A 12,371-nucleotide genomic window follows, 5' to 3' on the forward strand; every position below is an offset into this window, starting at 1 on the left:
CGTGATCGAGTCCGTTGTGCAACAGGTGGGGAATACCCGTCCTGGCTGTAGGTCAGACTGACAGGTCCGATGGCGGCCGCGCCAGCAGGTCGGCCAGCGTACGCATCGCCGCCTCGAACCCCTCCCGCGACAGGTTGCCCGCGATGGCGATCCGCACGGCATTCGGCGCGCGGCCATGCACCACCGCATATTCGTCGGCGGACCTAACCAGCACGCCACGCGCCTCGGCCATGCGCACGAAGGTGGAGGCCCGCCAGCCTATTGGCATCCGCAGCCAGACGAAGGGCACCCCAGGCTGCCAGCCAAGGTCATAGGCCCCCAGAAGGTTGACCAGACTTTGCAGCCGGACCGCAAATTCAGCCTGCACCCGCGCCTTGATCGAAGCCGCCGCGCCTGAGCGGAACAGATGCAGCATCAGGTCCGACACCGGGCGCGACAGGGCAAAGAACCCGTGTTGCGCGGTCAAGCGTCCCGCTTCACCCATGCCCGCCGGGCAGATGACATAGCCAAAGCGCAAGGCGGCCGACAGGGTCTTGGACACGCTGCCGACCAGCCAGACCCGCTCGGGCGCCAGCGCGCGCAAGGAGGGGATGTCGGTTTCCGCCACCGAATAGCAGTCATCCTCCAGCACTTGCAGGTCATAGCGCCGGGCGATGTCGGCAATCTCTTGCCGCCGCTTCACCGGCATCCGCCCGGTCGTCGGGTTCTGCGCCTCGGTTGTCAGGCACAGCACCTGCGCGCCATGGCGGCGGCAGGCCGCCTCAAGCGCCTCGGGCACGATGCCTTCGTTGTCGATCTCGACCGGGATCACCTCGGCCCGGGCCGCACGGGCGGCGTAGCGAAAGCCGGGATAGGCCAGTTCCTCGATCAACACGACGGGGCGGTCGCCCCGCAGGCAGCAATCGAAGATCAGGCTGATCGCGTTCTGCCCGCCATGGGTCAGCGCCACATCGTCCGGGCCGATCGGGCCAAGGATGCGGTCGCCCATCCAGGTGACGATCTCGGCCCGCAACGGCGCCTCGCCCATCTGGCTGGTGTAGTCGAGCCACCCGCAGTCGGTCTGTCCAGCCATGTCCAGCAAGGCTGCGCGGAACGCCTGCGTCTGACCAACCTCCGGCACCTGTGGCGGGCGAAGGTCGACAAGGCCGGTGTTCCCGCCGGTGATCCGTTCGGTATACAATGCCTGCGTCGGCCCCAGCCGCGGCGATTGTGCCGCCACAAATGTCCCACGCCCCACCGTTGCCGCAAGCAACCCTTCCTGCGTGGCAAGCTGATAGGCCCGCGCCACCGTGCCAGGGGTCAAGTGCAGCCGCCACGCAAGATCCCGCACCGTCGGCAGTTGCGAATTCGGCGGCAGATCGCCGCCACGGATGGCATCCCGCAGCGCCCGGCTAAGCGCGAGGTACTTCGGCCCCGGAAATTGACTCAGATCTGGCGCCCAACTTGTATCAGTCACAATAATCCTCTGGCGACTCATTGTGCGACATTGCTACATTGTGCCTACAAGATCACCGGCATTGTATCAATACAAAAACACAGGAGGCAGCGATGCCCCGCACTCAGACCAAAGCCCTTCCCCTGCGTCGGCCCCTGACCCGGATCGAAAACCCGGTCGCGCGTCTGTTGGCCATCGTAAATGCCGCCCTGACCCGCCGTCGGGACCGCGCGCTCTTGGCCCGTCTGGACAGCCACCTGTTGCGCGACATCGGGATCGACCTCGAACAGGCCGCACAGGAAAGCGCCAAGCCCTTCTGGCGGCCCTGACCCCGCCCTATCCTGACCTTACCCCTGACTGGGCCGGGAACCTCCCGGCCCTTTTTTCATGGGGCAGCGCGGGTGCGCAGCGCGGCAAGAACCTCGGCTGCAACCCGTGACCCAACCAGTTCCGCGCCGGTGATGTTCAGGTGGTTGCTGTCGCGCATCAGGATCACCCCGTCGCGCACCATCGAACAGGCGTCGCCGTCGCACAACAGGTCACGCACCGGGACCAGCGGAATGTCCAGCGCGCCCGTCACCTCGGCCAGGATCGGCCCGTAAACCCGCTGCTCCTCGCGCGCATCCGACCGTTCCACGGTGCAATAGCGCTGGTTCTGCGCCACGACTTCATACTTGCAGGGCGGCGGTTCCGAGGCGAACCACGGCAGATCCCCCACGACGATGACGCTGACGCCAAGCGACTTCAGATAGCCAAGCGTGTCCTCCAACTCGGCCCGGAAGGCCGCGGGGTCGTCAAATTCGACAAAGCGCCGCGGCCAGTGCATGGCGAAAACCACGGCCTCAAGCTGCGCGTTGCGGGCAAGTTCGGCGTAGATGGCCTGCATTTTCGGGTCGCTGCGAAAGGGAACCGCATCCTGCAGGTAGATCGCCACGACACTGTCAGGCAGCCCCCCGGCAACCCCCGCGAACAGATGCTCGGCATGAGAATCGCCTATGACGGCAACGGTCACGGGCTTGTCTTCCTGACTTTGAAAACATCTCGGGCGTCGCTCGAACGTCGGCGCGTCCAAGCGCAGAGACTCCGGGGTGCACGGAAAGTAGCGTTCTTCGGAAGCGCGGTAGAACAGATCGTTGCCAATGTCGCCCGCAAACCGCTCGGCCACCCGGCCCGGATAGCCCTCGGCCTGATAGATCGTAACCGCCGTCACCATCAATCCGGCGGCAATCGCAGCAAACACGCCGCCAAAGACCCTGCGGTCGGGAAAGACCACCGCCCCCTGCCCCCGGAACGGACGTTCGATAAAACGCCAGCTCAGCCATCCCAAGGCAAGCGATGCAAGGCATAGGACCGTCAGCAGAACCAACCCCGGCTCTTCCGAGCTGCGGATGCGCGTGAAGGCAAACAGCGGCTGATGCACCAGATAGGCGCTGTAGCTGATCAGGCCAATCCCCACCGGGGCCGGATGGGACAGCACCCGCCCGACCATCGTATCCGCGCGGCAGAACAGCACGATCAACGCCGCCCCGCCCACCGGGATCAGCGTGAACACCCCGGCCGAGGGCGTGTCGCTGTCAAACAGGAACACCGCCGCAAGGATCAGTGCCAGCCCTAGGGCAGCCAACGGCCCATTGCGCAATCCGGGATGACGCACCGTGATCACCGCGCAAAGTGACCCGACGCCCAGTTCCCAAAACCGCGACAGGGTGAAGAAGAAATTCCGCCCGGCGTCCATCTGGTTGCCAACCTCGCTCAGCGCAAGGCTGGCCAGCGTCAGGGTCAGCGTGACCCAGAACAACCGGCGCAAGCCAGCCCGCAACGCCAGTGCCACGATCAGCGGGAACAGCAGATAGTATTGTTCCTCGACCCCCAGGCTCCAGGTATGCAGCAGGGGCTGAAGTTCGGCGGCAGGGGCGAAGTAACTGACTTGGCTAAGGAAATAGATGTTGGACAGGAACACCAGAACCGATGCGACGCTGGCGGCGAAATCCTCAAGCTGTTCCGGCAGCAGCCACATCCAGGCAAAGGGAATGCAAACCGCAAGCACCGCAAACAGCGCTGGCAAGATCCGGCGCGCCCGGCGTTCATAGAACCGCAGGATGGAGAATGTGCCGCGGTCAACCTCATCAATCAGGATATGCGTGATCAGGTAGCCGCTGATGACAAAGAACACGTCAACGCCGACATAGCCCCCGGGAAACGCGCCGAACCCTGCGTGGAATAGGATGACCGGAAGGACGGCTACAGCGCGAAGCCCGTCAATCTCTCTCCGGTACTGCACGGATCAACACCTCGTACGACTTTGCCTGCCATAGAGGATGAAGTCCCGCCACAGCCGATAGTGGATTTGCGACAAAACCCTGCAACCAAGCACTGCCGCCTTACTAGCGGGCTTGGCACAACAAATCCATTTCTTTGAATCTGACCGCCGCCCCGACCCCGCGGTCAGGGCACCATCCCGTCAAGATCACCGCTCGCCTCAAGCGCCTGGCCATAGAGGCGCGCGCCCTCGGGCGTAAGGTGGCCTGACCCGTCCAGCAGCAACGGCCCTTCCCCCAAGGGCGAACATCCGGGACGCGCGCCGCAGAACAGTGCCGCGGCATCAATCACCCGCATCTCTGATCCCTGCACCCGCGACCGCGCGCGCAAGAAGGCCTCGCGCTCGGAAAAGTCCGGCTGCAGTCCCGCAACCCGGTCACGCGGCCAGCGCAGCAGCCGTTCTTCCAGTTCCGCAAACCGCGGCAAGGGTGCCACTAGGACCACGGTGTCAAACACCTCGCCCCACCACAGTTCCAGATCGACCAGCGCTTGCGGCGTCAGCTCGGCCGGTTCCCACCGGTTGATCAGGATCACCGTCCTGATCCCCGACGCTTTCGCGGTGGCACGAAACAGCTCCGCCATCTCACGGCACTCCGGCCGCATCCGATCCGGCAAGAGCGCACAGCCAAAGCCGGTCATCTGCATCGGGTTGCGACCCGTCGCGCGCAGGACCATCGCAAAGTCCGACCCGATGCTGTCGCCAAAGACACCCACGGGCCAGATTTCCTGCCCCGTCGCGTCTGGCTGCCCGCAGGCCCATTGCGCCATGAAGGGGCCCGGCGGCACGGACTCATCGCCCAGATGACAGATCTTGCTGCGCACAAGGATGCCACGCTCCACCTCTATGGCGCGGATGGCGGACGGGGAATAGCCGGGCCAGTCCAACCGCCGCCAATCCCGCGCTTCGGCCAGCATGACTGCGCCGCCGATCGTGGCCAGACCGGCCAGACTTGCCACACCCACAGCGATGCCGAACCGGGGAAAGACCGGCCGCTCTGCCCGCCGGAACGGCGCTTCGACAAACCGCCAACTGGCCCAGCCAAGCCCAAGCGCCACCGCCATCAGCCCAAGTTTCAGCGCAAGCGAGGGTTCCTCAGCCATATGGATCCGCGTGAAGACCAGCAGCGGCCAATGCCAGAGGTAAGCGCCAAAGCTGATCTTGCCGACGGCCACCATCGGCCCCAAGGCAAGCCCCTTGCCCACCCAGGTATCGGGCCGCGCCACCATCAGGCACAAGGCCGCCCCAAGGATTGGCGGCACAGTCGCAGGCCCCGGGCTGCGCGTCTCGTAGACCAGCATCGGCACCAGCATCAGGGCCAGCCCCAGCAACGCCCAGACCTGCCGCGCCCGCAGGCCCGGATGCCACAGGCTCAACGCCGCCAGAGCCCCGGCCAGCAACTCCCAGACGCGGGAGGGCAGCAGGTAAAACCCGGCGCTTGGGGCGACAACCACAAGGGCTCCGGCCAGCGTCAGGCTGGCAAGGGCCAGCGCCCACAAGGCCCAGACCCGCCCACGTGATCGCAATCCAAGTCCGGCAAGACCGGCCAGCAACAGCGGGTAAAGCAGATAGAACTGCTCTTCCACCCCAAGGCTCCACAGATGCAGCAGGGGCCGCATCTTGGCCACTTGGCTGAAGTACCCCACCTGATCCCACAGCACGATGTTGGGCACCATCGCCGTGGCCCCCAGAAAGACCGGCAGGAAGTCTTCCATCTGCCGTGCCGACATCATCCCCCAGGCGGCGGTCAGGACAACGGCAAGCAGAACGACCAACGGCGGCAGAATGCGCCGCACCCGGCGCCGCCAGAAAGCGGCGGCATCAAACGTTCCGCTGTCCAGTTCGGCCACCAGCAGGCGGGTGATGACAAAGCCACTGACGACGAAGAACATGTCAACGCCAAGATACCCGCCCGGAAGCCAGGGCACCCCGGCGTGGTGCAGCAGGATCGTCAACACCGCGACAGCGCGCAGACCATCAATCTCGGCCCGGTAGCCAACGGCCTTGTGCATCGCCCGCGCTCCCCTTTCCGGGGAAGCCCCGGCAGCACTCAATGCGAAAGGCCCGCCAATCGGGCGGGCCTTTGCAGGAAAATATGTCGGATCAGCGCTTGGAGAACTGGAACGACTTGCGCGCTTTCGGCTTGCCGTACTTCTTGCGTTCCACAACACGGCTGTCGCGGGTCAGGAAGCCTGCCGCCTTCAGCGCCGGACGCAGCGTGGGTTCATAAAGCTGCAGCGCCTTCGAGATGCCGTGCTTTACCGCACCGGCCTGACCGGACAAGCCACCGCCAGCAACCGTGGCGAAGACATCGAACTGGCCTTCGACATTGGCAACCGTGAACGGCTGCTTCAGGATCATCTGCAGCACGGGACGGGCGAAGTAGACCGCCATTTCCTTGCCGTTGACCACGACCTTGCCGGAACCCGGCTTGACCCAGACGCGGGCGACCGCGTTCTTGCGCTTGCCGGTGGCATAGCTGCGGCCCAGCTTGTCGCGCACCGCAACGCGCGGGGCGGCTTCAACTGCAGCAGGCGCCGAACCGACAGCCGACTTCAGGTCATCGAGAGATTTGATATCGGCCATGATCACGCGCTCCGGGTGTTCTTCGGGTTCAGGACCTTGACGTCCAGAACGGTCGGCTGTTGCGCCTCATGCGGGTGGTCGGCACCGGCATAGACACGCAGGTTGGTCATCTGCACACGACCAAGACGGTTGCGGGTGATCATGCGCTCGACCGCCTTGACCACGACACGCTCGGGGTGGTTGCCTTCCAGCACCTGCTTGGCCGTGCGCTGCTTGATGCCGCCCGGGTGGCCGGTGTGCCAGTAGTAGACCTTGTCATTGCGCTTGTTGCCAGTCATCTGCACCTTGTCGGCGTTGATGATGATGACATTGTCACCCATGTCCATGTGGGGGGTGAAGGTCGGCTTGTTCTTGCCGCGCAGGATGTTGGCGACGATCGTGGCAAGGCGGCCCAGAACAACGCCTTCGGCGTCGATCAGGATCCACTTCTTGTCGATGTCCGCCGGGGTAGCGGTGAAGGTTTTCATGGCGTGTCCCGTAAGAATGGAAAGGGGCACAGGCCCCCGAATTCGGATGCTGGCTTATCGCCGAAGCCCCCTACCGCGTCAACCCCGCCACGCAACATATATCCAATCCAAAACAATAGCTTAAACAAACGGTATTATATTACCCCACCAAAACGGCTTGCTCTTTTCCAAATACTCCCGCCGGAGGCTCTCGCCCTTTGCCACTAAACCGCACCAAGGGGCGCCTAGGCCCGCGCCAGCCCTATCGCAGCTTTGGCGGGCGCGCGGGGTCCATCCCGGGGGCGGCGCCGGGGGTTGCCCCACCCTCCGGCACCTCTGGTTCCGGCAGATCAAAGCGCAAGCCCACCCGCCCCAGCGCCGCCACCGCAGCATCGGCCGACCGCAGGAACACCACGTCCAGCTCCCCCGCCTCAAGGCCCGAGAACACTAGCGCCTCGCGCACCGCACGCGCCAGCGCCGCCTCGGCCCCCGGCATCGCGTCGACAAAGGCCAGGATATGCCCACGCCGCCCGCCCTTGTAGACCACTCCGGCCAGCACCGCAGACAGCGCCAGCCCCCCGGCCTTGGCCAGCTTGGCATCCAGCCCCGTCACCAGCGCTTCGGGCACTTTTGGCACCACAAACCGCTCGGGCACCGCCTCAGCCGCTTCCGGTTCGCCCTCCAGCGCCATTGCCAGCCAGTCCATCGCCTCGGCGGGCAGCAACATGGAGGACGGGGCCACCCCAAGGTTCACCCCCAGCCCGATCCCCTGCCCTTTCAGCATCCCGGCAATCACCCGCCCCGGCAGTGCCGCATAGGGCGCGATCCCGCCAGAGAATGACGCAAGCCGTTCTTCCCGGTCAAAGACCAGCACCACCGGCCCCCCCTCGATCTCGAAGACGCGCGGCTCCACCGCTTCGCCAACGGCTTCGCGCTCCAGCAGCAGGATCATCTCGCCATCGGCCAGCCGTTCATAGAACCGCAAGCGCAAGGCTTCGTTATCAGGGTCCGCCGACACCGCCGCATGGGCGGCATCCAGCAAGGTCACCACGTCAGACATCCATCACCTCTCGCACATGCGCGCGCAGCACAGGCAAAAGCTCTGCCTCGAACCACGGGTTGCGTCGCAACCAGCCCGTATTCCGCCAAGACGGATGCGGCAAGGGGATCACGCCCCGCGCCGCGTAACCGCGCCAATCCGCCACGGCTGCCGTCACATCGCGCGCGCCCAGATGCCAGCGGATCGCAGCACCGCCCACCGCGAGCACCAGAGGAACATCGCCCAGCGCCGCCATCACCTGCCCACGCCATGTCGCGGCGCAAACTGGCGGCGGCGGCAGATCCGCGCCCTTCGCATCATAGCCCGGAAAGCAGAAGGCCATCGGCACGATTGCAACCCGCCCCCGATCATAAAACTCAGCCTCCGACAGCCCCAGCCAGTCGCGCAACCGGTCGCCCGACCGGTCGGTGAAAGGCTGCCCGCTTTCATGCACCCGTGCCCCGGGGGCCTGACCGGCAATCAACAGGCGCGCACCGGGCTGAAACCAGACCACCGGACGCGGCGCATGTCCCGTCGCGGTCGCCGCAAAGCGCTCGGCGCACAATCGGCACGCCCGGATATCCTCGACCAACCCCATGCACGAACCCTGCCGCGCCCGCCCGGCAACCGCAACCCACCCCTGCCCGCCCTGAAACCTACGCCCCAACCCTTTCCCTTCTGCAAAATATCCCGCGGGAGGTCCGGAGGGCGCGAAGCCCTCCGGGGCCAGCCAAGCAGACCACCCTCCACCAGCCCATTGCAGCACGCACAAAACCCGGTCAAATGGGCCAAGCGCCGGGTTGCCGGCCGTTCGTCAGGTTCACCCCATGTATCGTGTCTCGCCCTTTGTCACCCGCTTTGCCCGCGCCCTGCTTGGGGGGGCCGCCATCGCCACGCTTTGGGTCAATCTCGCCCCGGCCAGCTACTACGACAGCATCGAATGGCGGCTGCTTGACCTTGACCTTCCCCCCTGGCTTGCGCCGATGCCGGTCAGCCTGACCCCCCTGACGCTGATCGCCGAAGCCTTCATGGCGCTCTTCTTCTTCTTTCTCGGAAAAGAGCTGTGGGAGGCGCTGATCCTCGAACGCGGCGCACTCAAGGGCCGGCAGGCGATCTTGCCGCTTGGCCTGACGCTTGGCGGCATGGCCGGGGCGGCGGGTCTGTGGACCGTGACGGCAGCGGTCATCGAAACCGCGGAAGAGGCGGGCTTTGCCACCGGCTGGCAAGTGCCGCTTGGGACGGATGTGGTGCTTTGCTATCTGGTCGGGCGGCGGGTCTTCGGTCCGGGCCATCCGGCGCTGCATCTTCTGCTGTTGCTGACGATTGCCACCGACATCCTCGCTTTGCTGATCCTCGGGCTGACCCAGCCGCTTGCGGTCCTGCGGCCGGTCTGGCTGTTGCTGCCGCTGGCGGCGACGCTGGCGGTCTGGGGGGCCTTTGGCCGCGCCCCGGCACCGGATGCGCCCGAACGCACCCGCCGCGCCCGGCTGCACCTGTGGCCCTATGTCGTCGCCGGGGTCTTGTCCTGGGCCGGGATGGTCGCCGCCGGCCTGCCGGGGGCACTTGGTCTGTTGCCCGTGATCCCCGCCATTGCCCATACCGACCGCAGCTTTGGCCTGTTCGCCGAGGTTGAGGAGCTGCTCCACGACCCCCTCAACCGGCTGGCACATATGATGATCTGGCCACTCACCGTTGTCCTGTTCCTGTTCGGGCTGACACGGGGTGGCGTGGACCTGTCGGCCATGGCCCCCACCACGTTCAGCGTCCTTGCGGCCCTGTGGCTGGGGCGACCGCTGGGGATGCTGGTCATCGGCATCGGGCTGGCCGCAGGCCTTGGCCTGCGCCTGCCTCACGGGATCCACCTGCGTGACATCCTTGCCATCGCCGGGATCATGGCCATGGGCTTTACCGTGCCGGTCCTCGCCCTTGACAGCGCCCTGCCCGGCGGCGCGATGCAAGAGGCCGCGCGCCTTGGCCTTGCCCTCAGCCTGTTCGCCGGTCCCCTGACCCTTCTCCTCGCCCGGCGCCGGTTCGCAGAGCCCCGCTGACGGGACCCTGGCCCGGACTTCTCCTCGCCCTCTCCACCACTCGGCCCTTTAAACGACACAAACCGGATGTTAACCGTTGCAACCATAGACCGTTGCCTGACCGAGGGCCCGTGCGCCAGATTCCTGTGCGCCTGTTTCCAAGATGCCCTCGGCCGGGCCGCGTGACGGAATCGCCGGAAGGGGGCGAAGATGATCGAGTTTCAGCAGGTCTCCAAATCGTTCTGGACCGGAAAGCAGCGCAAGGTCATCCTCGACCGTGCCTCCTTCCGGGTGGACCTTGGCAACTCGATCGGCATCCTTGCCGAAAACGGCGCGGGCAAGACCACGCTGATCAACATGATGGCCGGCCTCGAAAAGCCCGACGAAGGCGTGATCCGCAAAACCTCGCGCGTGTCCTTTCCGCTGGGCTTCATGGGCGGGGTGAACAACAAGCTCTCGGCGCATGAAAACTGCCGCTACATCGCCCGGCTTTACAGCCTTGACCCCGACTATGTCGAAAGCTTCTGCCGCTGGGTCTGCGGCCTTGGCGAATATTTCGACATGCCGCTCGCCACCTATTCCTCGGGGATGCGGTCGCGGTTTTCCTTTTCGCTGCTCTTGTCGATCGAATTCGACATCTACCTGATCGACGAAGGCATGCCCGGCACCACCGATGTCGAATTCAACCGCAAGGCCGGCAGCATCCTGAAAGAGCGGCTGAAGAACGCGACCGTGGTGGTCGTGTCCCATTCGGCCCAGACCCTGCAGAAGTTCTGCCGTTCCGCCGCCGTGCTGAAACAGGGCCGGCTCTATCAATTCGAAACCCTCGAAGAAGCGAAACGCCTCTATGACTACCAAACCTAAGGCCGCCCGCTTCTTCCTGCGCCGCGTCGAACGGCCCGCACCGCCGCCGCCGGAGGCGGGGCAGGACATGCCCTTCGCCACCACCGATGATGGCTTCGGGTCGCAGGACTTCCGCCCGGTGCCCTCGGGTGGCCAAGTCGCGCCAAACCCCAGCGCCGACCCTGATGACGAAGCGCTTGCCGCCATCGCCGCCGAAGGGCTGACCGGCCGCCAGCTGCGCCGCGCGCGGATGCTGGCCCAACAGCACAAGCTTGCCGTCCGGTCTGACATGGACGCCGTCCTGCAACTGCGCCGCGCCGGGATCAACCCCTTCGCCCGCGCGTCCTTGCTTGAGGTTGTTCTGCCCGGCACCGCCCAGACCGCGCCGCCCGCCACCGAAACCGCCGCCGATCCCGCCGCCCAAGGTCGGGCGCTCGCCCGCCTGCCCGGCGATCAGGCGCAATTGCCCCAGCGGGTCAAGCCTGCCGCCCTGCCCTCCACCGAACAGCGGGCCGAGGTCAGCCAGGCCGCAGAAATCCTGCGCATGCAGATGGAAATCGCCCGCCGCCGTCGGCGCAAGCTGGCCCTCTTGTTTGCGCGGCTGTTCGTCTTTGTGCTGCTGCCCACGTTCCTTGCGGGCTGGTACTACTACCGCATCGCCACCCCGATCTATGCCACCAAGTCCGAATTCGTGATCCAGCAGGCCGGTCCCAGCGGGGCGGGCGGCGGCAGCGGGCTTGCCGGGCTGTTCTCGGGCATGGGGCTTGCCACCTCGCAAGACAGCATCGCGGTTCAGGGCTATCTTCAATCGCGCGAAGCGATGATGCGGCTGGAACAGGATCTGGGCTTTCGCACCCATTTCCAGACCGACACTTTCGACGAATTGCAGCGCCTCGCCCCTGACGCCTCGATGGAAAGCGCCTATGGCGTCTACCGCGACTTTGTCCGCATTTCCTACGACCCCTCCGAAGGCCTCATCCGGATGGAGGTTATGGCCGCCGATCCTCAGCTTGCGGCGGCCTGGGCCACCCAGCTTATCTCCTACGCCGAGGAACAGGTTGATCACCTGACCCAGCGCCTGCGGGCCGACCAGATGCGTGACGCGCAGGCTGGCTATGACGACGCGCAGACCAATCTGGCCGCCTCGCAACGCCGCCTGATCGAGCTGCAGGAAAAGTTCAAGATCCTCTCGTCCGAGACGGAGGTGTCGCTGATCACGACCCAGATCGCCACGCTGGAATCGCAGCTGACCCAGGACCGGCTGTCGCTTGCCCAGATGCAGGCGAACGAAACGCCAAACGTCGCCCGGATGGAACCACTGATCCGCCGGATTGCCACGCTGGAAGATGAAATCGCGTCCTTGCGCGCCCGCATGACCGAAAGCGGAATAGCGGGAACCAGCCTTGCCCAGGTGCAGGGTGAACTGCTGGTTGCCCAGGCTGATCTGCAGACCCGCCAGCTGATCCTGGCCCAGTCGCTGCAGTCGATGGAAACTGCCCGGGTCGAGGCGAACCGCCAGACGCGCTATCTGTCGATTTCGGTCAGTCCGACGCCGCCCGATGAACCCGCCTATCCCCGCGCGTTCGAGAATACGCTGGTCACCATGTTGATCCTGCTTGGCATTTACCTCATGGTCTCGATGACTGCCGCAATCCTGCGGGAACAGGTTTCTGCCTAG

11 protein-coding genes are annotated in these 12,371 nt (G+C 65.4%); 4 read left to right on the plus strand and 7 right to left on the minus strand.

The genetic code is table 11. The features are described 5' to 3' along the window. Window positions 1–52: 52 nt before the first annotated feature. Complete coding sequence (locus tag EI545_RS01925; protein ID WP_125323898.1) at window positions 53–1,456, minus strand: aminotransferase-like domain-containing protein; 1,404 nt, start codon at window positions 1,454–1,456, stop codon at window positions 53–55. 92 nt (window positions 1,457–1,548) lie between these two features. On the opposite strand from EI545_RS01925, the gene EI545_RS01930 reads away from it, so the two are divergent. Next, window positions 1,549–1,764 carry a YjiS-like domain-containing protein gene (locus tag EI545_RS01930; RefSeq protein ID WP_125323899.1) on the plus strand — a complete coding sequence of 72 codons (216 nt, stop codon included), beginning with the start codon at window positions 1,549–1,551 and terminating at the stop codon, window positions 1,762–1,764. 56 nt (window positions 1,765–1,820) lie between these two features. On the opposite strand, the gene EI545_RS01935 is transcribed toward EI545_RS01930, so the two are convergent. The 6 genes from EI545_RS01935 to EI545_RS01960 all read right to left on the minus strand — a co-directional run bounded on the left by EI545_RS01935 (window position 1,821) and on the right by EI545_RS01960 (window position 8,421). Next, a complete protein-coding gene (locus EI545_RS01935) occupies window positions 1,821–3,716 on the minus strand; it encodes an acyltransferase family protein (RefSeq protein WP_125323900.1) in 1,896 nt (631 codons plus the stop codon). A 164-nt stretch (window positions 3,717–3,880) separates the two neighbouring features. Further along, entirely contained in the window at window positions 3,881–5,764 is a 1,884-nt protein-coding gene (locus tag EI545_RS01940; protein WP_125323901.1) for an acyltransferase family protein, read from the minus strand. A gap of 91 nt (window positions 5,765–5,855) precedes the next feature. Next, window positions 5,856–6,338, minus strand: a complete 483-nt coding sequence (gene rpsI / locus EI545_RS01945; protein ID WP_125323902.1) for a 30S ribosomal protein S9 — start codon at window positions 6,336–6,338, stop codon at window positions 5,856–5,858. 2 nt (window positions 6,339–6,340) lie between these two features. Further along, window positions 6,341–6,805 (minus strand): 50S ribosomal protein L13, encoded by a 465-nt coding sequence (gene rplM / locus EI545_RS01950; protein WP_125323904.1) that lies wholly within the window; start codon window positions 6,803–6,805, stop codon window positions 6,341–6,343. Window positions 6,806–7,046: 241 nt separating this feature from the next. Next, entirely contained in the window at window positions 7,047–7,832 is a 786-nt protein-coding gene (locus EI545_RS01955; protein ID WP_164517363.1) for an SseB family protein, read from the minus strand. 4 nt (window positions 7,833–7,836) lie between these two features. After that, the gene (locus tag EI545_RS01960; RefSeq protein WP_125323906.1) at window positions 7,837–8,421 is read right to left on the minus strand and encodes a uracil-DNA glycosylase family protein; all 585 of its coding nucleotides are present in this window, start codon (window positions 8,419–8,421) and stop codon (window positions 7,837–7,839) included. Between the two features lie 229 nt (window positions 8,422–8,650). Between EI545_RS01960 and EI545_RS01965 the strand changes: the two genes are divergently transcribed. The 3 genes from EI545_RS01965 (at window position 8,651) to EI545_RS01975 (ending at window position 12,371) form a co-directional block, all read left to right on the plus strand. Next, window positions 8,651–9,871, plus strand: a complete 1,221-nt coding sequence (locus tag EI545_RS01965; RefSeq protein ID WP_125323908.1) for a Na+/H+ antiporter NhaA — start codon at window positions 8,651–8,653, stop codon at window positions 9,869–9,871. 189 nt (window positions 9,872–10,060) lie between these two features. Then, the gene (locus EI545_RS01970) at window positions 10,061–10,714 is read left to right on the plus strand and encodes an ABC transporter ATP-binding protein (protein WP_125323910.1); all 654 of its coding nucleotides are present in this window, start codon (window positions 10,061–10,063) and stop codon (window positions 10,712–10,714) included. Continuing rightward, window positions 10,698–12,371: a KpsE/RkpR family capsule polysaccharide export protein gene (locus tag EI545_RS01975; protein WP_125323912.1), complete on the plus strand. Its 1,674-nt coding sequence runs from the start codon at window positions 10,698–10,700 to the stop codon at window positions 12,369–12,371. The genes EI545_RS01970 and EI545_RS01975 overlap by 17 nt, the downstream gene beginning before the upstream one ends.

It is taken from the genome of Tabrizicola piscis, from assembly GCF_003940805.1.
Classification (GTDB): domain Bacteria; phylum Pseudomonadota; class Alphaproteobacteria; order Rhodobacterales; family Rhodobacteraceae; genus Tabrizicola; species Tabrizicola piscis.

Coding starts and splice junctions, on each gene's coding strand:
- EI545_RS01930 (WP_125323899.1), top strand. CDS start 1,549: ATGCCCCGCACTCAGACCAAAGCCCTTCCCCTGCGTCGGCCCCTGACC.
- EI545_RS01940 (WP_125323901.1), bottom strand. CDS start 5,764: ATGCACAAGGCCGTTGGCTACCGGGCCGAGATTGATGGTCTGCGCGCT.
- rpsI (WP_125323902.1), bottom strand. CDS start 6,338: ATGGCCGATATCAAATCTCTCGATGACCTGAAGTCGGCTGTCGGTTCG.
- rplM (WP_125323904.1), bottom strand. CDS start 6,805: ATGAAAACCTTCACCGCTACCCCGGCGGACATCGACAAGAAGTGGATC.
- EI545_RS01960 (WP_125323906.1), bottom strand. CDS start 8,421: ATGGGGTTGGTCGAGGATATCCGGGCGTGCCGATTGTGCGCCGAGCGC.
- EI545_RS01965 (WP_125323908.1), top strand. CDS start 8,651: ATGTATCGTGTCTCGCCCTTTGTCACCCGCTTTGCCCGCGCCCTGCTT.
- EI545_RS01970 (WP_125323910.1), top strand. CDS start 10,061: ATGATCGAGTTTCAGCAGGTCTCCAAATCGTTCTGGACCGGAAAGCAG.
- EI545_RS01975 (WP_125323912.1), top strand. CDS start 10,698: ATGACTACCAAACCTAAGGCCGCCCGCTTCTTCCTGCGCCGCGTCGAA.